General features: G+C 60.1%; 23 protein-coding genes, 3 tRNA genes and 1 riboswitch. Of the genes, 14 read left to right on the top strand and 12 right to left on the bottom strand.

The window, feature by feature from the left end; genetic code table 11:
* Position 1: 1 nt before the first annotated feature.
* A tRNA-Arg gene (locus tag IF204_RS14270) sits at positions 2-78 on the bottom strand.
* 118 nt (positions 79-196) lie between these two features.
* On the opposite strand from IF204_RS14270, the gene IF204_RS14265 reads away from it, so the two are divergent.
* Positions 197-1,222, top strand: a complete 1,026-nt coding sequence (locus IF204_RS14265) for a LacI family DNA-binding transcriptional regulator (protein WP_194097756.1) — start codon at positions 197-199, stop codon at positions 1,220-1,222.
* Here the strand turns inward: IF204_RS14265 and pcaQ are convergent.
* The gene (gene pcaQ / locus IF204_RS14260; protein WP_194097755.1) at positions 1,219-2,136 is read right to left on the bottom strand and encodes a pca operon transcription factor PcaQ; all 918 of its coding nucleotides are present in this window, start codon (positions 2,134-2,136) and stop codon (positions 1,219-1,221) included. The two genes, IF204_RS14265 and pcaQ, sit on opposite strands and share 4 nt — an antisense overlap.
* Before the next feature lie 123 nt (positions 2,137-2,259).
* Here pcaQ and pcaH point away from each other — a divergent pair, with 123 nt between their 5' ends.
* The 6 genes from pcaH (at position 2,260) to IF204_RS14230 (ending at position 7,659) form a co-directional block, all read left to right on the top strand.
* Positions 2,260-2,982 carry a protocatechuate 3,4-dioxygenase subunit beta gene (gene pcaH, locus IF204_RS14255; protein WP_194097754.1) on the top strand — a complete coding sequence of 241 codons (723 nt, stop codon included), beginning with the start codon at positions 2,260-2,262 and terminating at the stop codon, positions 2,980-2,982.
* A 3-nt stretch (positions 2,983-2,985) separates the two neighbouring features.
* A complete protein-coding gene (pcaG, locus tag IF204_RS14250) occupies positions 2,986-3,591 on the top strand; it encodes a protocatechuate 3,4-dioxygenase subunit alpha (RefSeq protein WP_194097753.1) in 606 nt (201 codons plus the stop codon).
* 144 nt (positions 3,592-3,735) lie between these two features.
* Complete coding sequence (locus tag IF204_RS14245) at positions 3,736-5,163, top strand: circularly permuted type 2 ATP-grasp protein (RefSeq protein ID WP_194097752.1); 1,428 nt, start codon at positions 3,736-3,738, stop codon at positions 5,161-5,163.
* A gap of 4 nt (positions 5,164-5,167) precedes the next feature.
* The gene (locus tag IF204_RS14240) at positions 5,168-6,109 is read left to right on the top strand and encodes an alpha-E domain-containing protein (RefSeq protein ID WP_194097751.1); all 942 of its coding nucleotides are present in this window, start codon (positions 5,168-5,170) and stop codon (positions 6,107-6,109) included.
* Entirely contained in the window at positions 6,106-6,909 is an 804-nt protein-coding gene (locus IF204_RS14235; protein ID WP_194097750.1) for a transglutaminase family protein, read from the top strand. The genes IF204_RS14240 and IF204_RS14235 overlap by 4 nt, the downstream gene beginning before the upstream one ends.
* 12 nt (positions 6,910-6,921) lie before the next feature.
* Positions 6,922-7,659, top strand: a complete 738-nt coding sequence (locus IF204_RS14230; RefSeq protein WP_194097749.1) for a proteasome-type protease — start codon at positions 6,922-6,924, stop codon at positions 7,657-7,659.
* A 41-nt stretch (positions 7,660-7,700) separates the two neighbouring features.
* Here the strand turns inward: IF204_RS14230 and IF204_RS14225 are convergent.
* A tRNA-Lys gene (locus IF204_RS14225) sits at positions 7,701-7,776 on the bottom strand.
* Positions 7,777-7,878: 102 nt separating this feature from the next.
* Positions 7,879-7,954 (bottom strand) — tRNA-Lys (locus IF204_RS14220).
* A 93-nt stretch (positions 7,955-8,047) separates the two neighbouring features.
* On the opposite strand from IF204_RS14220, the gene dapF reads away from it, so the two are divergent.
* The 3 genes from dapF to IF204_RS14205 all read left to right on the top strand — a co-directional run bounded on the left by dapF (position 8,048) and on the right by IF204_RS14205 (position 10,785).
* Complete coding sequence (gene dapF / locus IF204_RS14215) at positions 8,048-8,860, top strand: diaminopimelate epimerase (RefSeq protein WP_194098240.1); 813 nt, start codon at positions 8,048-8,050, stop codon at positions 8,858-8,860.
* Positions 8,857-10,110: a tRNA (N(6)-L-threonylcarbamoyladenosine(37)-C(2))-methylthiotransferase MtaB gene (gene mtaB / locus IF204_RS14210; RefSeq protein ID WP_194097748.1), complete on the top strand. Its 1,254-nt coding sequence runs from the start codon at positions 8,857-8,859 to the stop codon at positions 10,108-10,110. The genes dapF and mtaB overlap by 4 nt, the downstream gene beginning before the upstream one ends.
* A 72-nt stretch (positions 10,111-10,182) precedes the next feature.
* Positions 10,183-10,785, top strand: a complete 603-nt coding sequence (locus IF204_RS14205; protein ID WP_194097747.1) for a glutathione S-transferase family protein — start codon at positions 10,183-10,185, stop codon at positions 10,783-10,785.
* Between the two features lie 25 nt (positions 10,786-10,810).
* Here IF204_RS14205 and IF204_RS14200 read toward each other — a convergent pair whose 3' ends face one another.
* Both IF204_RS14200 and IF204_RS14195 read right to left on the bottom strand, forming a co-directional pair.
* The gene (locus IF204_RS14200; RefSeq protein WP_194097746.1) at positions 10,811-11,476 is read right to left on the bottom strand and encodes an outer membrane protein; all 666 of its coding nucleotides are present in this window, start codon (positions 11,474-11,476) and stop codon (positions 10,811-10,813) included.
* Positions 11,477-11,548: 72 nt separating this feature from the next.
* The gene (locus IF204_RS14195) at positions 11,549-11,902 is read right to left on the bottom strand and encodes a GFA family protein (protein WP_194097745.1); all 354 of its coding nucleotides are present in this window, start codon (positions 11,900-11,902) and stop codon (positions 11,549-11,551) included.
* 166 nt (positions 11,903-12,068) lie between these two features.
* On the opposite strand from IF204_RS14195, the gene petA reads away from it, so the two are divergent.
* From petA to IF204_RS14180, 3 genes are read left to right on the top strand one after another with little or no spacing between them, the layout of a single operon-like run.
* A complete protein-coding gene (gene petA, locus IF204_RS14190) occupies positions 12,069-12,629 on the top strand; it encodes a ubiquinol-cytochrome c reductase iron-sulfur subunit (protein ID WP_167636456.1) in 561 nt (186 codons plus the stop codon).
* 12 nt (positions 12,630-12,641) lie between these two features.
* Positions 12,642-13,955, top strand: coding sequence for a cytochrome b (petB, locus tag IF204_RS14185; RefSeq protein ID WP_194097744.1), 1,314 nt, complete (start codon positions 12,642-12,644; stop codon positions 13,953-13,955).
* A gap of 14 nt (positions 13,956-13,969) precedes the next feature.
* Entirely contained in the window at positions 13,970-14,830 is an 861-nt protein-coding gene (locus IF204_RS14180; protein WP_194097743.1) for a cytochrome c1, read from the top strand.
* Positions 14,831-14,878: 48 nt separating this feature from the next.
* Here the strand turns inward: IF204_RS14180 and IF204_RS14175 are convergent, their stop codons facing one another.
* From IF204_RS14175 to thiB, 3 genes are read right to left on the bottom strand one after another with little or no spacing between them, the layout of a single operon-like run.
* On the bottom strand, positions 14,879-15,568 hold the full coding sequence (locus IF204_RS14175; protein WP_194097742.1) for a thiamine ABC transporter ATP-binding protein: 690 nt from the start codon (positions 15,566-15,568) through the stop codon (positions 14,879-14,881).
* Positions 15,555-17,096 (bottom strand): thiamine/thiamine pyrophosphate ABC transporter permease ThiP, encoded by a 1,542-nt coding sequence (locus IF204_RS14170; RefSeq protein ID WP_194097741.1) that lies wholly within the window; start codon positions 17,094-17,096, stop codon positions 15,555-15,557. The genes IF204_RS14175 and IF204_RS14170 overlap by 14 nt, the downstream gene beginning before the upstream one ends.
* The gene (thiB, locus tag IF204_RS14165) at positions 17,072-18,055 is read right to left on the bottom strand and encodes a thiamine ABC transporter substrate binding subunit (protein WP_194097740.1); all 984 of its coding nucleotides are present in this window, start codon (positions 18,053-18,055) and stop codon (positions 17,072-17,074) included. Before thiB ends, IF204_RS14170 begins: the two co-directional genes overlap by 25 nt.
* A gap of 36 nt (positions 18,056-18,091) precedes the next feature.
* Positions 18,092-18,193, bottom strand: a riboswitch (TPP riboswitch).
* A 95-nt stretch (positions 18,194-18,288) separates the two neighbouring features.
* Here thiB and aroC point away from each other — a divergent pair.
* The gene (gene aroC / locus IF204_RS14160; protein ID WP_194097739.1) at positions 18,289-19,392 is read left to right on the top strand and encodes a chorismate synthase; all 1,104 of its coding nucleotides are present in this window, start codon (positions 18,289-18,291) and stop codon (positions 19,390-19,392) included.
* On the opposite strand, the gene IF204_RS14155 is transcribed toward aroC, so the two are convergent.
* The 3 genes from IF204_RS14155 to IF204_RS14145 all read right to left on the bottom strand — a co-directional run bounded on the left by IF204_RS14155 (position 19,389) and on the right by IF204_RS14145 (position 22,218).
* Positions 19,389-20,258 carry a DMT family transporter gene (locus tag IF204_RS14155; protein ID WP_194097738.1) on the bottom strand — a complete coding sequence of 290 codons (870 nt, stop codon included), beginning with the start codon at positions 20,256-20,258 and terminating at the stop codon, positions 19,389-19,391. The two genes, aroC and IF204_RS14155, sit on opposite strands and share 4 nt — an antisense overlap.
* Before the next feature lie 70 nt (positions 20,259-20,328).
* Positions 20,329-20,616, bottom strand: coding sequence for an HU family DNA-binding protein (locus IF204_RS14150; RefSeq protein WP_167636440.1), 288 nt, complete (start codon positions 20,614-20,616; stop codon positions 20,329-20,331).
* A 132-nt stretch (positions 20,617-20,748) separates the two neighbouring features.
* A complete protein-coding gene (locus IF204_RS14145) occupies positions 20,749-22,218 on the bottom strand; it encodes an AMP nucleosidase (RefSeq protein ID WP_194097737.1) in 1,470 nt (489 codons plus the stop codon).
* Between the last annotated feature and the right edge of the window lie 155 nt (positions 22,219-22,373).

Genomic DNA, 22,373 nt, shown 5'->3' with positions numbered 1-22,373 from the left:
ATGGTGACCCCGACAGGATTCGAACCTGTAACCTGCCCCTTAGGAGGGGGCTGCTCTATCCAGTTGAGCCACGGGGCCATCGCCGCACTGATTGCCCAAGATTGAGACGAAGGTCAATCTTGTCTCATTGCGTGGTTGGATTGGTACTGTATGAGGTGATAGTTAAAGAAAACGTGACACTCTCAAAGGTAGCACATTGAAACCTACGAACCGCCGCCCCCTGACACTGCGTGATGTTTCCGAAGCTTCGGGCGTCAGTGAAATGACCGTCAGCCGCGTTCTGCGCAACAAAGGCGACGTGAGCGAGGCGACGCGCCTGCGTGTTCAGGAAGCTGCCAAACGTCTGGGCTATGTGCCGAACAAGATCGCGGGCGCTCTGGCGTCGCAGCGCGTGAATCTTGTGGCGGTCATCATTCCGAGCCTTGGCAACATGGTTTTCCCTGAAGTGCTTTCGGGCATTTCGGACGTTCTGTCGGGCACAGACCTTCAGCCTGTGGTCGGCGTGACCGACTATAGCCCTGAAAAAGAAGAAAAAGTCCTTTTCGAGATGCTGTCTTGGCGCCCGTCGGGCGTGATCATTGCGGGCCTTGAACGCTCTGAAGCATCCCGTGCGATGCTGGCGCAGGCGGGTTGTCCCGTTGTCGAAATCATGGACGTGGACGGCGAGCCTGTAGATGCCTGCGTGGGCATTTCGCACCGCCGCGCAGGCCGCAAGATGGCCGAGGCGATCCTTGAGAACGGTTTCAAACGCATCGGCTTCCTCGGCACCAAGATGCCGCTCGACCACCGTGCGCGGAAGCGTTTCGAAGGGTTCACCCAGACACTGGCCAAGGCCGGTCTGGAGATCGCGGATCAGGAATTCTACTCGGGCGGCTCCGCGCTGGCGAAAGGCCGCGAGATGACCGAAGCGCTGCTGAAGCGCACGCCGGACCTCGATTTTCTGTACTACTCAAACGACATGATCGGTGCGGGCGGCCTGCTGTACTTGTTGGAGAAGGGCTACGACGTGCCGGGTCAGATCGGCCTTGCGGGCTTCAACGGCGTCGAACTTCTCGATGGTCTGCCGCGTAAGCTGGCGTCGATGGATGCCTGCCGCCGTGAAGTTGGTGAGCGCGCGGCGAAGATCATCGCCAACCGCGTAGCCGATCCCGATGCGGACGAAGGCCTCGTCATCGAGCTCACCCCAAAACTGCACCCCGGCGAGACGCTGAATCGGATCTAACCGATCCCCAGCGACGCCAGCGCCCGATTGACCGCCAGCCGGAACATGCGTTCGGCCGGCGTTTGTTCAGCCTCAGGTCGAGACATGAGGCCAACAGGCCCGCGCGTCAGTGACGTGTCCAGCGGCAAGCGAACCAAGCGGCCCTCGGCTACCTCGTTCGCGACCACTCCGGCCGAGATGATCCAGACCGCGTCGGAATTCCTCACATACACCCGCCCATAAGCGCCCGAGACCGTTTCGATGCGGTTCTGCGGCTCACTTATGGCGTGCGCGAGGAAATAGCGCTGAACCAGCGGCAGGATCGCGGACCCCGGTGACGGGTAGACCACCTGCCATTCGTCGATCCGCTCAAGCCGCGGGTCATCAAGGATCGGATGCCCCGGCCTTACGACGAAATCGACCTGTTCGTTGTAAAGCTGGGTGAACGACACCTGCGCCATGCTCTCGGGCGAGCCAAGGCGACCAATGACAAGATCCAGCGCGCCTTGTCGCAGCCGATCCACCAGCACGCCATGCTGACCGTCGATAATCCGCAGCACCACATCGGGCGCTATTTGCGTAAATTCCTGCACCACGACCGGCATCAGCCATGCGGCGACCGACGGCAACGCCCCGACGATCAGCACCTGTTTTCCGCTGTCGCCCGACTGCGCAACGCTGTCGATCCCCTGCTGGATCGCGCCGACGCTCATCTCTGCGAACTGGAGGAACACCTCGCCCTCGCGGGTCAATTCCACACCCGCCCGACTGCGCGTCATCAACGCTTTTCCAAGGATATCCTCGAGCTCTTTCAACGTCTTGGAAATCGCAGGCTGCGTGAGACACAGCCGGTCAGCGGCCTGCTTGAGGCTCTGCATCCGCGCAATTTCCACGAAGCACTGGATGTGGCGGAATTTGATCCTGCGGTCGATCATTTACTTTCCGATTCTGGAAATCATAAACTTCATATCGTCATTTTACTTTCCAAAAGCAATCAGTCACGATCCCTCAACACCCGAGGAAGTGACCAAAGCGCGCCGAGCGCTGGAGGAGGACAGATGAAATCTGGGTATTATCCCCGCGACCTGAATATGCACCCGCCCGCATACACACCGGGGTACCGGACATCGATCCTGCGCTCGCCGCAAAAGGCGCCCATCGGCTTTGATGGCTCGCCGACCGAGTTCACCGGTCCGACCTTCGGTCATTCGCTGATCGGCGAATTGGATAACAACCTGATCCTCAACTTCGCCCAAGCGGGCGAGAGCGCGATCGGTGAGCGGATCATGGTCCACGGCTATGTCCTCGACGAAGAGGCCCGCCCCATCCGTAACACGCTGGTCGAATTCTGGCAGGCAAATGCCGGTGGTCGCTATCGCCACAAGAAGGACACCTACCTCGCGCCGCTCGACCCGAACTTCGGTGGTTGCGGCCGAACGATGACCGACGAGAGTGGCTACTTCCACTTTTTCACCATCCGTCCGGCGGCCTATCCGTGGCCGAACGGCAAAAACGACTGGCGCCCCGCGCACATCCACTTCTCGGTGTTTGGTACGGCCTTCGCCCAGCGCCTGATTACCCAGATGTACTTCGAAGGCGACCCGAACATTGCGCTTTGCCCGATTGTGAAAACGATCCCCGACGCGGACGCAATCGACCGTCTGATTGCGCGCCTCGATATGCACAACTCGCGTCCGCACGACATGCGTGCCTACCGTTTCGACATCGTTCTGCGTGGCAAGCGCTCCACCGTTTTCGAAAACCGTAAGGAAGGGAACTAAGCCATGCCTTATGCACCGAAGCTCAAAGAATCCGCGTCGCAGACCGCCGGCCCTTACGTCCACATCGGCTGCATGCCGAACACGACGGGCATCCACACGATCTTCGACACCGACCTCGGCTCGACGATGTTTACGGGCGAAGCGAAAGGCGAGCGCATCAACATCGAAGCCGTGATTTTCGACGGCTCCGGCACTCCGGTCAAAGACGCAATGGTCGAGATCTGGCAGGCAGACGCGAACGGCGTTTTCGCCTCGCCCGAAGATGGCCGCGAAGCCGATCCGCATTTCACAGGCTTTGGTCGTCAGCACGCCGACCACGACACAGGCGTCTTCCGCTTCGAGACGATCAAACCGGGCGCTGTCAGCGTCGACGGCAAGACCTACGCCCCGCATGTCCTGATGTGGATCGCTGCACGCGGCATAAACCTCGCCCTCGCCACCCGCGTCTATTTCGATGACGAGGCCGAAGCGAACGAGGCCGACCCGTTCCTGTCCCGCATCGAGCTGAAATCACGCGTTCCTACACTGATCGCAAAGCGGGACGGAAACACATACCGCCACGAGATCCATTTGCAGGGTCCGGACGAAACAGTCTTCTTTGATCTCTGATAGGTTGAGGGCGCCTCTCGGCGCCCTTCGCATTTAAGAATGCGCGTTCACAAACCGCCCAAGTTTTCAGCGGAAAAGTGATTAATGACTGCCAGATCGCAGTCGTCGGTTGTGTATCCGTGCACAGCTAGTCATTCTGATCCTATGAACGACCGCGTCAATTTCGATGAAATGTGGGGCAGCGGGCAAGAATCGATCCGTGATCCCTACGCAGATTTCAATAACTGGTTTCAGGGCGAAAATCCGTCCAGATTACGTAAAAAACAGCGCGAGGCGGATGACCTATTCCGGCTCACGGGCATCACATTCAACGTTTATGGACGTGCAGAAGCTGCAGAGCGACTGATCCCTTTCGACATCATTCCGCACATCATCTCCGGCCGCGAATGGAGCCGCCTGTCCCGAGGGATCGAGCAGCGTGTCAGGGCGATTAATGCCTTCCTGCATGACATCTATCACCGTCAGGAAATCGTGCGCGCAGGCCGTATTCCGGCAGAGATGATCTCCAAGAACGTCGCATTCGAACCCAAGATGATTGGCGTGACCCCTCCGGGCGGCGTCTACACCCACATTGTCGGTATCGACCTTGTTCGTACCGGCCCCGATGAATTCTACGTTCTGGAAGACAATGCGCGGACGCCGTCAGGCGTGAGCTATATGCTCGAAAACCGCGAAACCATGCTCCAGATGTTCCCCGAGCTGTTCAGCCGGAACCGCGTACAGCAGGTGTCGAATTATCCCAAGATGCTTCGCCGTTCTCTGGCAGCCTGCGCGCCGAACTGCGCCGGTGATCGCCCTCGCGTGGCCGTTCTGACACCGGGCATCTTCAACTCTGCCTACTACGAACACAGCTTCCTTGCGGACAAGATGGGCGTGGAACTGGTCGAGGGTCACGACCTTCGCGTGGTCGATGGCCGTGTGCAGATGCGGACGACCGAAGGCTACCAGCCGATCGACGTGCTTTACCGCCGCGTGGATGATGAATTCCTCGACCCGCTGAACTTCAATCCTGAATCGGCGCTCGGCATTCCGGGCATCATGGACGTCTACCGCGCTGGCAACATCACCATTGCAAACGCACCTGGCACAGGCATCGCCGACGACAAGGCGATCTACAGCTACATGCCTGATATCGTGGAGTTCTACACCGGCGAAAAAGCCATTTTGAAGAACGTTCCGACCTGGCGCTGCAACGACCCGGAAAGCCTGTCCTACGTGCTCGACAACCTCGAAGACCTCGTCGTAAAAGAGGTTCACGGATCGGGTGGTTACGGGATGCTGATCGGGCCGACCGCGACGAAGAAGGACATCGCCGACTTCCGCAAGAAGCTCAAAGCGCGCCCTGGTAACTACATCGCTCAACCGACCCTTTCGCTCTCTACTGTTCCGACGTTCACGCGCACCGGCCTCGCACCGCGCCACGTGGACCTGCGTCCTTTCGTGCTCGTCAGCCCCGATAAGGTCGACATCACGCCAGGCGGCCTGACCCGCGTTGCGTTGAAAAAAGGCTCGCTCGTTGTGAACTCGTCCCAAGGCGGCGGGACCAAGGACACTTGGGTTCTGGAGGAGTAACGCGATGCTGGGAAAAACTGCAGGCGGACTCTACTGGATGTTCCGCTACCTTGAACGGTCCGAAAATACCGCGCGCCTGATCGAAGCAGGCCAGCGCCTGTCGCTCACCCGCCCATCGGGTGAGGACGAATGGTCCAGCGTTCTTGAAACCGCCGCGATGCATTGGGGCTATCAGGCGGCATATGGCGCGGATTACACCCGCGAACAGGTCATCGACTGGATGCTCCGCGACAAGGACAACCCGTCGAGCGTCCTGAACCTGATCTGCATGGCGCGTAACAACGCCAAAACCGTACGTACCGCCCTGACCCGCGAGGTCTGGGAGGGTGTGAACGAATGCTACATGGTTCTGTGCAACAAACTCGCCCGTAAGGTTGCCGAACGCGATCTTCCTGAAGTGCTCCAGATGATCCGTCAGCGGACCGCCTACGTGCGCGGCGCGACCCACGGCACCATGCTGCGCAACGACTTCTACGACTTCTCGCGTATCGGGACGTTCGTGGAGCGCGCCGACAACACCGCCCGCATTCTGGATGTGAAGTACTACGTGCTGCTGCCCTCCGCGATGTCGGTCGGCTCGTCGCTGGATAACGTCCAGTGGCAGACGATCCTGCGTTCGGTATCTGCCGAAGGCGGCTTCCAGATTTCCTACGGGCAGGATCCACGCCCCCGCGAAATCGCGCAGTTCCTGATTCTGGACAAGCGTATGCCCCGCAGCCTGTCGTTCTGTACGGACAAGATCCGCGATAACCTCGGGTATCTGATGGCGGACTACGGCACGCGCCTGAAATGCCATGACATGGCGGACAAGCTCGCGCTGCGGACCATGCAACGATCAATCGACGAAGTGCTCGACGACGGTCTGCACGAGTTCATTCAGGAGTACCTGAAGAGCGTAGCCGAACTCGGCAACCAGATCGAAGTCGATTACAGGTTCTACGCATGACCCAGAAACTGCACATCATTCACCGTACGACCTACAGCTACGACGAACCCGTGCCCTTCGGTCTCCAGCAGTTGCGCGTCACGCCGAAAGGCACGCGCAACCAGACTGTGCTTGAATGGGACATTCAGGTCGAAGGCGGCAAAGTCGAGCTGTCCTATGAAGATCACCATCAGAACCACGTTACGCTGGTGAGCTTCGAGCCGAACACCACGCAAGTTACGCTGGTGAGCCAAGGCGTCGTCGAAATCGTGGACACCCACGGCGTCTATGGCCCGCATTCGGGCAACGCACCGTGCTGGCTATTCGAAAACCAGACCCCGCTCACCAAACCGGGTGCAGGTTGCCGCTCGATTCTGTCGAAGACGGATGGCGAGGTCGGCACGCTCGACTGGCTCCACGCGCTGTCGGCGGCAATTCTTGAATCTGTCGCCTATGAAACGGGCCGCTCGGACGCGATGACGACCGCTGAAGACGCGATCAGTGCGGGCCACGGAGTCTGTCAGGACCACACGCATATCTTCCTCGCATGCTGCCGTCATGCCGGCGTCCCCGCACGATATGTGTCGGGTTATCTGTTGATGGACGACCGCATCGAACAGGAAGCCACACATGCGTGGGCAGAGGCGCTGGTTCCGAGTCTCGGCTGGGTAGGATTCGATATATCGAACGGTATTTCGCCGGATACACGGTATGTAAGGGTCGCAACTGGACTAGACTATAACGACGCGGCACCTATATCGGGCACTCGGTTCGGCGGTGCGAGTGAAGAACTCATTGTCGAACTACAGGTGCAGCAATAGAGGCAACCGGCAATGACCTACTGCGTAGGAATGCGGCTCAACAACGGTCTGGTATTCATGTCCGACACGCGCACGAACGCGGGTGTCGACAACATTTCGTCGTTCTGCAAGATGCGGACGTTCTCCGAACCCGGAGAGCGCTTCATCACAATCCTGTCAGCCGGTAACCTCGCAACGACTCAGGCCGTCATTTCCAAACTCGAAGAGCGCAACAAGGCGCCCGAGGATCGCGCGCCGTCGATCATGCAAGCGCCGACGATGTTCCAGATCGCGCGTCTGGTGGGCGATATGCTCAAGGAAACCATCGCCGAGAACGCCATGACCGGCCAGCGCGCCGATGCGACGTTCAATGCGACGCTGATTCTCGGCGGCCAGATCAAAGGTTCCGAACCGCGCCTGTTCCTCGTCTATCCCGAAGGCAACTTCGTCGAAGCCAGCGATGACACGCCATTCTTCCAGATTGGCGAGACCAAATACGGTAAACCGATTCTCGTTCGTGCGTTCGAGCCTGACATGACGTGGGAGCAAGCGACCAAACTGCTTCTGGTGTCGTTCGATTCGACCATCAAGGCGAACCTGTCGGTCGGCTTGCCGCTCGATCTGCAAGTCTACGAGACGGATACATTCCAGCAAGGCCTCCGCCGCCGGATTGCAGCGGATGATGCTTCGTATCACGCCATCTCGAACGGTTGGGGGACGGCGCTGAAATCGGCCTTCGATTCTCTGCCAGACATCGACCTCAACAGCTGAAACGAAAAAGACGCCCCGAGGGGCGTCTTTTTTCATGGAAGTGGTGAGCCGCACAGGATTCGAACCTGTGACCCACTGATTAAAAGTCAGTTGCTCTACCAACTGAGCTAGCGGCCCACTATGCCGCGACTTCTAGGTGTCGGTCGCGGTGGCGTCAATTCGATAATTGACAGTCTTGTAACAAAAAAGACGCCTGCGAGAGGCGTCTTTTTGAGTAAGTGGTGAGCCGTGCAGGATTCGAACCTGCGACCCACTGATTAAAAGTCAGTTGCTCTACCAACTGAGCTAACGGCCCACTGTGGGGCGCCTTCTATGTATCTCGGTGAAAAGGGTCAACCCGCAAATGGCGTCTCTGGAATATTTTTTCGGTGGCGCTTATATGGCCCCCATGCGCGCAGAACAGAACACCGGCCTGCCCTTCATGAAAATGCATGGGTTAGGCAATGATTTCGTAGTGATAGATGAACGCGAACTCGGCACCGTGGTGACCGAGTCGTTGGCTATTGCCATGGCCGACCGCCACCGCGGGATCGGCTTCGACCAGTTGGCTACAATCCATGACGGTCGCGAGTCGGACATGCATCTGGTGTTCTGGAATTCCGACGGCTCGCAGTCTGCGGCTTGCGGCAATGCCACCCGCTGTATCGCCCGTTGGGAGATGGATCGCACCGGCAAGACCGAACTGACGATCACCACCGACCGCGGCACGCTCTATGCGCTCGACGCAGGTGATGGCCTGACCTCGGTCAACATGGGGCAACCGCAGCTCAACTGGCACGAAATTCCGCTGCGCGAGGAAATGGATACGCTGGAGCTGCCCATCGACGGCAAGCCCACCGCGACCGGCATGGGCAATCCGCATTGTACGTTCTTCGTGGATGACGCTGAAGCGGTCGACCTGATGACCCTCGGCCCGAAGTTCGAGCACGATCCGCTTTATCCCCAGCGCACCAACGTTCAGTTCGCCTCCGTCGTCGGTCCCGACCATTTGCGGATGCGGGTCTGGGAGCGCGGTGCGGGCCTGACACTGGCCTCCGGGTCGTCTTCCTGCGCGACCGCCGTGGCAGCCGCCCGCCGTGGCCTGACGGGCCGTAAAGTGCGCATCGACCTCGACGGCGGTACGCTGCACGTCGACTGGCGCGAGGACGGCGTCTGGATGACCGGTCCAACCGCTCATGTCTTTGACGGAGTGTGGAAATGAAGCCGCCCGTATTCTCGACCCTCGGATGCCGCCTGAACGCATACGAAACCGAAGCCATGAAGGACCTCGCCAAGCAGGCAGGGGTCGAAAACGCCGTGGTCGTGAATACTTGCGCCGTGACGTCCGAGGCCGTCCGCAAAGCCAAACAGGAAATCCGCAAACTCCGCCGCGAAAACCCCGATGCGACGCTGATCGTCACCGGTTGCGCCGCGCAGGTCGAGCCTGAAACCTTTGCGACGATGCCCGAAGTGACCAAGGTCATCGGCAACACGGAAAAGATGAACCCCGCCACGTGGCAGGGCATGGCGCCTAATCTGATCGGCGAGACCGAAGCCGTGCAGGTCGACGACATCATGTCCGTCACCGAAACCGCTGGTCACCTGATCGACGGCTTCGGAACACGTTCGCGTGCCTATGTGCAGGTCCAGAATGGCTGCGATCACCGCTGCACCTTCTGCATCATCCCCTTCGGCCGCGGCAATTCGCGTTCCGTCCCTGCGGGTGTCGTGGTCGACCAGATCAAACGCCTCGTGGACAAAGGCTATAACGAAGTCGTCCTGACAGGCGTCGACCTGACCTCTTGGGGTGCCGACCTGCCCGCCACACCGAAGCTCGGCGATCTGGTGATGCGTATCCTCAAACTGGTCCCCGACCTGCCGCGCCTGCGGATTTCGTCCATCGACTCGATCGAGGTCGACGAAAACCTCATGCAGGCCATCGCGACCGAGCCGCGCTTGATGCCACACCTTCACCTGTCGCTCCAGCACGGTGACGACCTGATCCTCAAACGGATGAAGCGCCGCCACCTGCGCGACGATGCTATTCGTTTCGCGGAAGATGCGATCAAACTGCGTCCCGATATGACCTTCGGCGCGGACATCATCGCTGGCTTCCCGACCGAAACCGAAGAAGCCTTTGAAAACTCGATGCGCCTTGTGGATGACTGCCACCTCACTTGGCTGCACGTCTTCCCCTACTCGGCCCGCCCTGGCACTCCCGCCGCGCGTATGCCGCAAGTAAACGGCAAGGCCATCAAAGACCGCGCAGCCCGCCTCCGCGCCAAAGGTGACGAAGTCGTCGCCCGCCACCTCGCCGCTCAGGTCGGCAAAACCCATCACATCCTGATGGAAAACGACCGCATGGGCCGCACCGCGCAGTTTACCGAAGTGCTCTTCGACACCGACCAGTCCGAGTCGCAGATTATCGAAGCGGTCATCAAAGGCATTGACGGCAATCAGCTTCGCGCCTGATCTTCAATCTGACCCAAATACCTCCGCCGGAGGCTCCGGCGCAGCCGGAATTGGGACAGTAAAGGATTTGAGATGAAGCTGATTACTTCCGCCGCCTCCCCGTTCGTTCGCAAGGCCCGCGTTGCCCTCTACGAGAGTGGTCACGAAGCCGCGGTCGAAGAAATCTCCGTGACGACCTCGCCCTATGCGACCGCGCCGGAAATCCTGACGGCAAATCCGCTCGGCAAAATCCCTGCGCTAATCCGTGAAGGCGAGCACGCGATCTACGACAGCCGCGTGATTACACGCTATTTCGACTCACTGTGGAACGTCGGCCTCTATCCGGATGCAAACCTCTGGGAAGTCCTCACGGTCGAGGCGGCCTGTGACGCGATCATGGAAGCCGCCGTGCTCATGACATATGAAAAGCGTTTCCGTCCCGACGGTATGGTCTTTGAAGATTGGATCGAAGCACAATGGGCCAAAGTCGACCGTGCGATCTCTGCGCTCGAAGACGACTGGATGCATGTACTGGAAGGCCCGACGACGATGGCGTCGCTCGCGGCCTGTATTGCGCTGGAATATGTGGATTTGCGCTGCGGCGACCGCAACTGGCGCCAAGGACGCGCCGCTCTGTCCGATTGGCAGGCAACAGTGTCGGAACGCCCGTCGCTGGCGCGCACCCGCCCCGAATGAAAAAGGGGGCCGAAGCCCCCTCAACTCAGAACGAGTAGCTGACGCCGATGTTGATGGCGTTCGTGATAATGTCGGTGGCCATGTTGCCGCCGTTATCCAGTTCGATCTCGTGCTGCGAGTACGAGAACTGATACTCGCCGAACAGCGCCCAATCGGCATTCAGGTCGTACTTTGCGCCGGCATAAAGGCGCATCGCCGGACCGGTGAGCTGGTATTCCCATGTATGGGTCGCGCTGCCGGTGGCCTGAACGTCGACGTGCGGCACAGCAAAACCGACACCCGCACCGGCGTAGGGCGTCACAGCACCCCACTGGTTCGGCATACGGTAGGTGGCGTTCAGGGTCGCGATGTTCATGCCGTCGGTCAGCTCGAGGCGCGAATAACCGTTGTCGTTCAGGGTCTCGGCATTCGCGTAGACTTTGCTGTGGGTATACTCGACGCCCCAGCCCCAGTTTTCGCTACGCCACCACGTTGCGCGCAGACCGTAGTACGGCGGCATCTCGAACGACTTGCCTTCCCAACCTGCTGTGAACGACAGGTCTTGCGACACGAGGTTGTCCGGATCGTAGCCGGTGACCTTGGCGTGGGGCGATTCCTGAATGCCCGAATAGAAGCTGAGCTCGACTTCGGCCATCGCAGCGACCGGAAGCGTCGCGAGAGCGGCGGCAGTAAGAAACAGTTTGGTTTTCATCAGTCAGATCCCATGAATTTCGGCGTGATGCTACGCCTCGCTCCGAAGAGTCTCAAGTGAGGCACCGTAGAATCAGTCAAGGTATGTCCAAGTGTCGCGACCGTCGAAGTGACGGATCCGGATGTCCTTGATGTCTTCGGGCTCGGCCAGACGCATGTTGACGGCGCGGCGTCCGCGATATCCCGGCTCTGCGCCATCCCAGTGAGTCGTGCATCCGCATTTCGCGCAGCTATAGAAACCCAGCGTCTTGTCGTTGCGAAAATACACTACCATTTCGCCATGCTCGATCTCGATCGTGTCGTGATCTCCGTAGGCCCAAAGCGTCGCATATCGACGGCATGCGCCGCAATTACACTCGTTGAGGTACTCGGGTGTTCCGTGGAAGCGAAATTTGACCTCTCCGCAAAGGCACTGCCCCTCGATCACTGGTATCCCCTTTTGATTATTCAAGAGCTTTATGCCGCCTGCGCCCGATTGTCCGCTAGACGTAAAGACAAATCGTGGCTAAACAGCGCCCCAATGGACGGCGGGATTCCGCCTTCTGTCCCATTCGTATGGGCCTTCAGGCCCGGAACAATCGGAGATGCACCCCGTGTCAAACCACGAAGAACACCAGGGCACCCGCCGCGACTTCATCTACTATGCAACGGCTGGTGCCGGTGCAGTAGTGGCCGGCGCCGCTGTCTGGCCGCTGGTCAACCAGATGAACCCCTCCGCCGATGTCCAGGCGCAGGCCTCGATCCGTGTCGATGTGTCGACGGTGGAAGTCGGCACCCAGCTTACTGTTTTGTGGCAAGGCAAGCCGGTGTTCATCCGCGCGCGTACCGAAGAAGAAATCGCACAGGCTCGTGCGGTTGACGTCAGCGAACTCGTTGACCCGGTCGCTGAGAACTCGAACATTGCTGGCGACGCACCGGCAACCGACGAAAACCGCGCCCTGTCGGAAGACGGCGTATGGCTCGTCCAGATGGGTATCTGTACCCACCTCGGTTGCGTTCCGCTCGGCGAAGCCGGCGATTTCGGCGGCTGGTACTGCCCGTGCCACGGTTCGCACTACGACACCGCAGGCCGTATCCGCAAAGGACCGGCTCCGCGCAACCTCGATGTCCCCGTCGCCGCGTTTATCGACGACACGACCATCCAGCTCGGCTAAGGAGAGGCACGAATGTCCGGTATCCCGCACGATCACTACGAGCCGAAGACACGCGGCGAAAAGTGGCTTCACAACCGCATTGGCATCATCGGCCTGCTCTATGACACCCTGATGATCCCGACCCCGAAGAACCTGAACTGGATGTGGATCTGGGGCATTGTCCTTGCGTTCACCCTTGGTCTTCAGATCATCACCGGCGTTGTGCTGGTCATGCACTACACCCCACACGTAGACATGGCGTTCGCTTCGATCGAACACATCATGCGTGACGTGAACGGCGGTCATATGATCCGCTATTTCCACATGAACGGCGCTTCGCTGTTCTTCATCGCTGTGTACGCCCACATCTTCCGCGGCCTGTACTACGGTTCCTACAAGGCGCCCCGCGAAGTCACCTGGATCATCGGTATGCTGATGTATCTCGTGATGATGGGCACCGCGTTCATGGGCTACGTTCTGCCCTGGGGCCAGATGTCCTTCCACGGTACCGCAGTTATCACAGGTCTCTTCGGCGCTATCCCGTTCATCGGTGAAGCCATCCAGACCTGGCTGCTTGGTGCGACCGCTGTTGGCCAGCCCGCTCTCAACCGCTTCTTCTCGCTGCACTACCTCCTGCCGTTCATTCTGGCCGGCCTGACCATCGTGCACATCTGGGCTTTCCACTCGACCGGCAACAACAACCCGACCGGTGTGGAAGTCCGCCGCACTTCGAAAGAAGAAGCCGAGCGCGATACCCTGCCGTTCTGGCCGTACTTCGTGATCAAGGACCTGTTCGCACTGGCCGTGATCCTCGTTGTCTTTGTTGCCATCGTCGGCTTCATGCCGAACTACCTCGGCCACCCCGATAACTACATCCAGGCGAACCCGCTGGCGACTCCGGCGCACATCGTTCCGGAATGGTACTTCCTGCCGTTCTACGCGATCCTGCGTGCCTTCACCGCCGACGTTTGGGCTGTTCAGTTCGTAAGCTTCATCACCTTCGGCATCGTCGACGCCAAGTTCTTCGGTGTTCTGGCGATGTTCGGCGCGATCGCTGTCATGGCGCTGGCTCCGTGGCTCGACACCTCGTCGGTCCGTTCGGGTCGTTACCGTCCGATGTTCAAGTGGTGGTTCGCCCTGCTGGTCGTCGACTTCTTCGTCCTGATGTGGGTCGGTGCCCAGTCGACCGTCTTCCCGTACGACTGGATTTCGCTCATCGCTGCGACCTACTGGTTCGCATACTTCCTCATCATCCTGCCGCTGCTCGGCGTGATCGAAAAGCCGCTGGCACAGCCGGCGACCATCGAGGAAGACTTCAACGCCCACTACGGCACCCCGGCCGAGTGAGAAAGGACCGAAAGATGTTTCGTAAACTAACCCTTTCCGCTGCCATCGTTCTTGGCCTCGCGTCCGGTGCTCAGGCAGCGGGCGGTGGCGAGAGCCACGTCGAAGACTTTGCCTTCTCGTTCGAAGGCCCGTTCGGCTCGTACGACCAGATGCAGCTTCAGCGTGGTCTGAAGATCTACACCGAAGTCTGCTCAGCTTGTCACGGCATGGAATTCGTCCGCTTCGGCACCCTTGCCGACGAGGGCGGACCGCACCTGCCGGAAGATCAGGTCTACGCCTACGCCGGTAACTTCGAAGTTTGGGATCCGACCCTTGCTGGCGGCGACGGCGACTACCGCCCCGCTACTCCGGCAGACAAGTTCCCGGGTTCTTCGATGTCGAACGCACCTGACCTGTCGCTGATGGCCAAGGCTCGCGCTGGCTTCCACGGCCCCTACGGTCTGGGCATCAACCAGATCGTCAAAGGCATGGGCGGCCCCGAGTACATCGCGTCGCTGCTGCACGGCTATCACGAAGCACCCGAGTGTGCTCCGGAAGACTTCCCGGGCTACTACAACACCGTTTTCGAAACCGGCGGTTTCCCGAACGAGTGTAAGGACGAGCACGGCAACCACCTGTATCCGGGTTCTTGGATCGCAATGCCGCAGCCGCTCATGGGTGAAGACGTCGATTTCGACGACGAGCACTCGAACGAGCTGGAGCACGAGATCGAAGACGTCTCGGCATTCCTGATGTGGGCAGCCGAACCGAAGCTCAACGCACGTAAGACCGCTGGTCTGACCGGCGTGATCTTCCTGATCGTCCTGTCGGTTCTGCTCTACGCGACCAACAAGCGCATCTGGGCGCCGCACAAAAACAAAGACAAGAAGCACTAATCCTGCTTCGACCGAATGAAGAAGGCCCGCCAATCTGGCGGGCCTTTTTTATATTCCGAGGTATGTTTTGAGCCGCTCCGGCGGGTTTGCGAAAAGCTCCTCGGTCGGCACAGGCGGCGCAACCTCACCGTCGTCAATCAGCGCCACCGTATCACTACTGCGCCGCGCATCGTCGGGATCGTGGGTCACGAGTAGAATGCACCGGTCCGGCGTCAGGAGCTTGCTACGGACAAGGTCGAGCATCTCGGTCCGAAGGCCCGGACCAAGCGCTGAAAACGGCTCATCAAGCAGCACAATTGGGCGGTCCATCAACAGCACACGCGCTAGCGCGGCACGGCTTTGCTGTCCGCCCGAGAGGCGTGCAGGCTTGCGGTCTTCCATCCCTGTCAGACCGACCGCAGCCAGCATCTCTGCCACGCGTGGATCGCTCCCGAACGACAGTTTCGGCCCCAGCGCCAGCCCGACGTTCTGTGCGATGGTCAGATGCGGAAACAGGTTGTTGTCCTGAAACAGTGTCGCGACGGGACGCTCGTCAGGTTGCAGGTCGTCAATGGCTTGCCCGTTCCACAGAACACGTCCGGAGGCCTGCGCGAAAAAACCGTTCACGATGGACAGCAAAGTAGACTTGCCTGCACCCGACGGGCCGATCAGCGCGGTGACTTGCCCTGATTTGAATGACATTTCGGCGGAGAGGCGAAAGTCGCCCTGCGTGATCTCCAGTGCATCAAGCGTCAACATCGACGCGCCCTCCTCTATCGAACAGCCAGAACAGCGCAAGGCTCAGGCCAAGCAACACGAGCGCCGCACCCGCCGCCGCGTCATTCCGGTAACTTCCGAGCAATTGGTACATCAGCAGCGGCAGAGTCTGCTGCTTTTCAGTCGCGAAGAGCGCAATCACGCCGAGGTCACCCATCGACAGCGCAGCCGCAAGGCCAGCGCCAAACCCGAGTGGGCGGCGGATGCGCGGCAGGATCACGATCCGGACCCGCGCCCAGCCTTTAAGGCCCAGCATGTCGGAAAGGCGGGCGTAGTCTGCCTCGGCCTTGTTCACGGCAGGTTCGATGACCCGCAGTGCGAATGGCAGCGCCATCAGCGCGTTCATGACGACCGTGACGGGCAGTGCCGCCTTGGCGGGGTTCATCCACGGCTGCACCAGCACGAATAGCCCCGTGCCGACGACGAGCGACGAGGCAGCAAGCGGCAGAGCCGAGGCGACATTGATCGCCCGCCCGCCGCGGAGGGCCAGCACGAGCGAAGCAAACAAGCATAGCGCCGTTGACGTCAGCGCCACCGCTAGCGATCGCCCGATTGCGGGCCAGATGGATGACGGCGGGTCGGAAAGGCCAGCGACACCCCGCAGGATCACCATCATCAGCGGCAAAATCAGGAACAGCGCCGCAAGGGTAATGAACCCGAAGTCCACGACCTTCTGCCAAGTCTTCTGCCCGTCCCAGCGCGTGATCTCGCGGTCAAGGCCGGAGCCGAACCCTTCGGGCAGCGCAATCCAAAGCGACACCGTAGCCGCCACGATGGTTAATCCGAACTGCACCGCCGCCAGTAACGCAGCGCGGTCCAGCGCGAAATCGAGCCGCACCGCTTGGTAGATCGCCAGCTCGACCGTTGTCGCTTTAGGCCCGCCGCCGAGCGTCAGGGCCACGGCAAAGCTGGTCAGGCAAATGAGGAAGATGGACAGGAAGGCTCCAGGCAGTACAGCGCGCAGCATGGGGCGTTCAAGCAGCACGCCGACAGGCGCGCCAAGCGACGCTGCCAGACGGAACCGCTCCGCCGGAATGGCGAGCCAGCCTTGCAGGATCATCCGCACCGCCAAAGGCAGGTTGAAGAACACATGCGCGAGGACGACACCGCTGAACCCGTAGATCGAAACCTTGGATACGCCGAGCCATTGCAGCGCCTCGTTCAGCAGCCCGTTGCGACCGAAAACCGCCAGCAGTCCGAAGACCGCCACGATCACAGGTAGGATAAACGGCGCACCAAGTAGAGTGATCAAAAGCCCGCGCCCGATGAATCGCCGACGCGACAGCGCCCGAGCGACAGGGATCGCGAAACCGACGGAAAGCAGCGCAGATACAAAGGCTTGGATAACAGTGAACCTGACCGCCGCCCAATCAGCGCGGCCAAGACCACTAAAGGAATCCGCCCGCCACAGGACTGCGGCGAGCGTTCCCAGCGTCAGCAACAAGAGGACGGCGACAACCGCCGCCCCTGGCCAGCGCGGTAAATTTACTGAGCGAGTGCGTCGCGCCATTCTTCGATCCCCGGCGCAGCAGCGGCAGCGGCATCCTCCGGCGACAGAAGCAGAGCGTCAGCGGGCTGGGTCAGATCACCAAAACCTTCGGGAAGGCCGGCTTCGGGAGTGACCGCAGGGAACATCCAGTTGGTGGTCGGGATGATCGACTGGGCCGCGTCCGTCACGAGAAACGCGAGGAACTGGTCAGCCAGCTCGGGCGTGTCGGTCGATGCAAGCTTGGCCGCGACTTCGACCTGCATGTAGTTGCCCTCGGCAAAGCTCCACGAGGTCTTGCTGTCGTCCTCTTCGGCGATGACGTGGTACGCGGGCGAGGTGGTGTAGGAGAGCACAGCGTCCGACTCGCCGTCGAGGAACAGGCCATACGCCTCCGACCAACCCGGCGTGACGGTAACGATGTTGTCGGCCAGATCAGCCCAGACATCGGCAGCTTCGTCGCCATAGGCGGCTTTCACCCACATCAGCAGGCCAAGGCCCGGCGTGGACGAGCGCGGATCTTCGATGATGATCTTCAGATCGCTGTCAGCCAGCGCTTTGAAATCGGCGGGCGCCTCGACGTCCTTGTTCGCGACGAAGGCAAAGTAGCCCCAGTCGAACGGCACAAAGGTGTCGTCCTCCCAAGCGACCGGCAGATCGTATTCAGCTGATACGTTGGTCGCAGCAAACAAGCCGGTTTCACGGGCAGCCGCGACGAGGTTCGTGTCGAGGCCGAGCACGACGTCAGCGTCGGTGTTGTCACCTTCGAGACGCAGGCGTGACAGGACGGCAGCGCCATCGCCAGCTGCAACCCATTGCAGATCACAAGCGCAGGTTTCCTCGAACGCCGCTTCGATCTGCGGGCCGGGGCCCCAGTCGCTGTCAAAGCCATCGTAGGTGTAAACGTTCAGGACAGGGGTATCCGCCATTGCGCCAGTAGCGACGAGGCAAAGTCCTGCAACATGGTAGAGGTAGTTCTTCATAGTCTTGCTCCATGCGCCGAACGGATGGGGGCCTAGAGCGTATCTAATGACCTTCCCTCCGCCGGTTTTAACCGGTTCAGGTTCAACGGGTTCGCTTTCGCATCTCAGCCAGCATCGCCAGCACCCCGAGGTGAGACGAAACATATCCAGCTTCTATTCGGGCGCAAGCAAAATGATGAAACAGCTTGGACAAGCAGCCAACGCGCGGTAAACGCAGGGCAAAGGAGGCGCCCATGTCATACAACACCTTCGGCCATATCTTCCGCACCACCACTTGGGGCGAAAGCCACGGACCCGCTCTGGGTGCCACTGTCGACGGTGTTCCGCCGGGCGTCCCGCTGACTCCTGAGATGATCCAGGTGTGGCTGGATAAGCGCAAACCAGGTCAGAACAAGAATACGACCCAGCGCAACGAACCCGACGCGGTGAAGATCCTGTCGGGTGTGTTCGAAGACACGACCACGGGCACCTCGATCCAGCTGATGATCGAAAACACCGACCAGCGGTCCAAGGACTACGGCAATATCGCCCAGTCCTTCCGCCCCGGTCACGCCGATCTGGCTTACCACCAGAAATACGGCCTGCGCGATTACCGCGGTGGTGGCCGTTCGTCGGCGCGTGAAACCGCGGCCCGTGTGGCTTCGGGCGGTGTGGCGCGCGAGGTGCTGAAGCAGCTCGCTCCGGGTATCGAGATCAAAGGCTACATGGTCCAGATGGGCGAAAAGACCATCGACCGTGACCGTTTTGACTGGGCGACCATCGACCAGAACGATTTCTGGTGCCCTGACGCGACGGCTGCGCACGAGTGGGAAGACTACCTCGGTTGGCTGCGGAAGGACGACCACAACAGCGTGGGCGCGATCATCGAAGTCGTCGCCCGCAACGTTCCCGCAGGCATTGGCGCACCTGTTTATGCCAAGTTAGACACTGATCTGGCTGCTGCGATGATGTCAATTAACGCCGTTAAGGGCGTCGAGATTGGCGAGGGCATGAACGCTGCCGCGCTGACTGGTCGCGATAATGCGGACGAGATCTTCTACGAGAACGGCGAAATCCGTTACGGCTCGAACCACGCAGGCGGCATCCTTGGCGGTATCTCCACCGGTCAGGACATCGTGGTGCGTTTCGCGGTCAAGCCGACCTCGTCGATCCTCAGCCCGCGCCGCTCGATCCTGATGGACGGCTCGCCGACCGAGGTCGTCACCAAAGGCCGTCACGATCCCTGCGTCGGTATCCGTGCCGTTCCGGTCGGTGAAGCGATGGCAGCGTGTGTGATCCTCGATCACATCCTACTGGACCGCGCACAGACCGGCGGCGTTCGCGGCCAGATCGGTTAAGCCAGCTTCTTCTGTTTGGAGAGCTGCACGGCGAGGATGCCTGCGGCAATAATGGCGACGCCAATGACGTCGGCAATGCCTAGCGCCTCGCCCAGCAGGACCGCAGCGATCACGACCCCGAAAAACGGGTTCAGGAAGTGAAAGGTCGCCGCTTTGACGGCACCGACCCGCTGCACCAGCAGGAACCACACCAGCGTCGCCAGAAGGCCCGGCACGAGCGTCGTGTAGAAGAACGCGACGATGAGTTGCCAGCTCATGATGATCGGACCCGTTTCAAGCAGCGCGGCAGGTACGGCCAGCACAGTGGCGCCAACGAGCATCTGAAGCCCCACGATCATCAGCACGTTGCCGCCCGAGGACGCATTTCGCACCGACAGGGTGGCAATAGCCAGCGCGGTCACACCGATGGCGCAGAGGATCAGGCCGTTCACATCGACCTCGCCGCCGATACGCCCCCCCATGATAATCGCGACCCCGCCAAAGCCGAGCAGCAGCCCCAGCACTCCGAGCGGGCGTGGGCGGTCGCCAAGCACCCAGCCGAACAACGCAACGATCAGCGGCATGGTGGCAGCGAGGATAGCGGCCAGCGAAGCTTCGATCGTCTGCATCGCAACAAAGAACAAACCCAGATACAGCGCGTTCTGGCAGACACCAAAGATGAACGTCGCTTTCCATTGGGCGCGGCTGAGTTTGATGCGCTGGCCCATCGCGTAGGCAATCGCGATGCCGAGGATACCGGACACGAGGAACCGCAGTGCGAGCGACGTCATAGGCGGCGCGTACTGCACGATTACCCGTGCCGATGTGAACGCCGAAGACCACATCAGCGCGAACGCCAAGCCCATGAAAATAGAGCGGATATCCATAATGTCCTCAAAGAAAAAGGGTCGCCTCGCGGCGACCCTTTCCCAATAACCTATCGGATGCAATGCCCGATTAGCCGTTCACGCTGTCCTTCAGCGCTTTGGCGATCGTGACTTTCACGACCTTGTCGGCTTCCTTCTGCATGGTCTCGCCGGTGGCCGGGTTACGGACCATACGCTCGGGGCGTTCGCGGCAGTAGATCTTGCCGATGCCCGGAAGGGTCACAGCACCACCTTCGGAAACTTCCGAAGTGATGATATCGGTCAGGGCTTCAAGACCGGCGGCAGCGGTCTTCTTGTCGGTGCCGGCTTTTTCGGCGATGGCAGCTACGAGCTGCGCTTTGGTCATCGGCTTTGCCATTTGCATGGTCTCCCTTGTTCTGCCCGATGGGGCCTCTTCCCGCTAAGTCTAGCGGCGTGTTGTTGATCACCACAACGAAACAGGTCCTTTTGCAAGTCAAAAAAACCATATTTCGGCGGAAATCCCCTTATTTTAAAGGAATGCAGTCTCTTCGAAGCTCCGAAGCTTGCGGCTGTGTATCCGTTCGAGCGGCATCTCGCGCAGGCTCTCCATGGCGCGGACGCCGATCATGAGGTGCCTTGCGACCTGCGTTTTGTAGAAATCGGACGCCATTCCCGGCAATTTCAACTCACCATGGAGCGGTTTGTCCGACACACACAGCAGCGTGCCGTAGGGCACACGGAAGCGGAAACCGTTGGCTGCGATGGTTGCGCTCTCCATATCGAGCGCGACAGCACGCGATTGGCTGAGGCGCTGGACCGGACCAGACTGGTCACGCAATTCCCAGTTACGGTTGTCGATGGTGGCCACCGTACCCGTGCGCATGATGCGCTTGAGCTCGAAACCTTGCAGCTCCGTGACCGCTTCCACGGCGCTTTCCAGCGCGATCTGGATTTCGGCCAGCGCGGGGATCGGCACCCAGACAGGAAGGTCGTCATCAAGCACGTGATCTTCGCGCAGATAGGCGTGCGCCAGCACAAAGTCACCGAGACGCTGCGAGTTACGAAGACCCGCGCAGTGACCCACCATCAGCCACGCATGGGGGCGCAGAACGGCGATGTGGTCAGTGGCTGTCTTGGCGTTCGACGGACCAACACCGATGTTGACCAGAGTGATACCCGAGCCGTCTGCACGCTTGAGGTGGTAGGTCGGCATCTGGGGCATCTTTGCGGGCTGCACGAGCGCCTCGTCGGACTTGGTGATCTCGACATTGCCGGGGGCGACGAAACCTGTGTAGCCGCTCTCCGGATCGGACAGGACCATGCGCGCGTAGGCTTCGAACTCTTCCACATAGAACTGGTAGTTGGTGAAGAGCACGTGGTTCTGGAAATGATCCGGCGCGGTCGCGGTGTAGTGCGCAAGACGGGCCAGCGAATAGTCGACGCGCTGCGCTGTGAACGGCGCAAGCGGCTGTGAGCCGTCGGGATAGGTAAACCCTGTCCCATTCACGATGTCGTCGTGGGTCGTCGAAAGGTCCGGTACGTCGAACACATCACGCAGGCTGAACGTCAGCGCTCCCTCGTGCGGAACGGTGACGGCGTCGTCGTTTGCCATCGCGAAGTGAACCGGCATCGGTGTCTCGGACGGTCCGATCTCAACCGGACAATCGTGGTTTTTGATCAAAAGGTCGATTTGCTGACGCAGGTAGTTCGCGAACAGGCGCGGACGGGTGACGGTCGTCGAATAGGTGCCGGGGGTCGCGACATGGCCGAACGACAGGCGGCTATCCGACAGACCGTAGCTGGTCGAGGTGAAGCGGATCTCGGGGTAGTAAGCACGGAACCGGCCGTCCGGCATTCCCGAGGTCACGGCATTCGCGAAAGCCTGCGACAGGTAAACGACGGCTTCGTCATAAAGTTCGATCAAGCGATCAACGGCGGCGGCGGCGGACGTAAAGCTCTCGGTAGGGCGCGGTGCGGGCGTGTTGATCCCAATCGTCATACAATTTCCTCGGATAAAGTCGTGAACGGTCGAGCACGTCCGCCCGGATGGCGGGGCTCTTTAAAGTGATTTGCGGTAAACCGTTCCATTTCCAAATCTGACACTAGTTATGAAACGTCTTCAAGACGTAAGCGGCCTTGCTGCCCCAAGGTCTT

Origin of the sequence: Marivivens aquimaris (assembly GCF_015220045.1) — a bacterium.
GTDB classification, from domain to species: domain Bacteria; phylum Pseudomonadota; class Alphaproteobacteria; order Rhodobacterales; family Rhodobacteraceae; genus Marivivens; species Marivivens aquimaris.
Note: the sequence above shows the minus strand (reverse complement) of the source record. Positions and strands in the feature narration are given on the sequence as shown.

What these genes read in the sequence shown, in the direction of transcription:
- mtaB (WP_194097748.1), top strand. Translation starts at nt 8,857, where the DNA reads ATGAAGCCGCCCGTATTCTCGACCCTCGGATGCCGCCTGAACGCATAC.
- IF204_RS14235 (WP_194097750.1), top strand. Translation starts at nt 6,106, where the DNA reads ATGACCCAGAAACTGCACATCATTCACCGTACGACCTACAGCTACGAC.
- IF204_RS14145 (WP_194097737.1), bottom strand. Translation starts at nt 22,218, where the DNA reads ATGACGATTGGGATCAACACGCCCGCACCGCGCCCTACCGAGAGCTTT.
- petB (WP_194097744.1), top strand. Translation starts at nt 12,642, where the DNA reads ATGTCCGGTATCCCGCACGATCACTACGAGCCGAAGACACGCGGCGAA.
- pcaQ (WP_194097755.1), bottom strand. Translation starts at nt 2,136, where the DNA reads ATGATCGACCGCAGGATCAAATTCCGCCACATCCAGTGCTTCGTGGAA.
- dapF (WP_194098240.1), top strand. Translation starts at nt 8,048, where the DNA reads ATGCGCGCAGAACAGAACACCGGCCTGCCCTTCATGAAAATGCATGGG.
- IF204_RS14170 (WP_194097741.1), bottom strand. Translation starts at nt 17,096, where the DNA reads ATGGCGCGACGCACTCGCTCAGTAAATTTACCGCGCTGGCCAGGGGCG.
- thiB (WP_194097740.1), bottom strand. Translation starts at nt 18,055, where the DNA reads ATGAAGAACTACCTCTACCATGTTGCAGGACTTTGCCTCGTCGCTACT.
- IF204_RS14180 (WP_194097743.1), top strand. Translation starts at nt 13,970, where the DNA reads ATGTTTCGTAAACTAACCCTTTCCGCTGCCATCGTTCTTGGCCTCGCG.
- IF204_RS14200 (WP_194097746.1), bottom strand. Translation starts at nt 11,476, where the DNA reads ATGAAAACCAAACTGTTTCTTACTGCCGCCGCTCTCGCGACGCTTCCG.
- IF204_RS14150 (WP_167636440.1), bottom strand. Translation starts at nt 20,616, where the DNA reads ATGGCAAAGCCGATGACCAAAGCGCAGCTCGTAGCTGCCATCGCCGAA.
- IF204_RS14240 (WP_194097751.1), top strand. Translation starts at nt 5,168, where the DNA reads ATGCTGGGAAAAACTGCAGGCGGACTCTACTGGATGTTCCGCTACCTT.
- IF204_RS14205 (WP_194097747.1), top strand. Translation starts at nt 10,183, where the DNA reads ATGAAGCTGATTACTTCCGCCGCCTCCCCGTTCGTTCGCAAGGCCCGC.
- IF204_RS14155 (WP_194097738.1), bottom strand. Translation starts at nt 20,258, where the DNA reads ATGGATATCCGCTCTATTTTCATGGGCTTGGCGTTCGCGCTGATGTGG.
- IF204_RS14245 (WP_194097752.1), top strand. Translation starts at nt 3,736, where the DNA reads ATGAACGACCGCGTCAATTTCGATGAAATGTGGGGCAGCGGGCAAGAA.
- pcaH (WP_194097754.1), top strand. Translation starts at nt 2,260, where the DNA reads ATGAAATCTGGGTATTATCCCCGCGACCTGAATATGCACCCGCCCGCA.
- IF204_RS14230 (WP_194097749.1), top strand. Translation starts at nt 6,922, where the DNA reads ATGACCTACTGCGTAGGAATGCGGCTCAACAACGGTCTGGTATTCATG.
- IF204_RS14175 (WP_194097742.1), bottom strand. Translation starts at nt 15,568, where the DNA reads ATGTTGACGCTTGATGCACTGGAGATCACGCAGGGCGACTTTCGCCTC.
- pcaG (WP_194097753.1), top strand. Translation starts at nt 2,986, where the DNA reads ATGCCTTATGCACCGAAGCTCAAAGAATCCGCGTCGCAGACCGCCGGC.
- aroC (WP_194097739.1), top strand. Translation starts at nt 18,289, where the DNA reads ATGTCATACAACACCTTCGGCCATATCTTCCGCACCACCACTTGGGGC.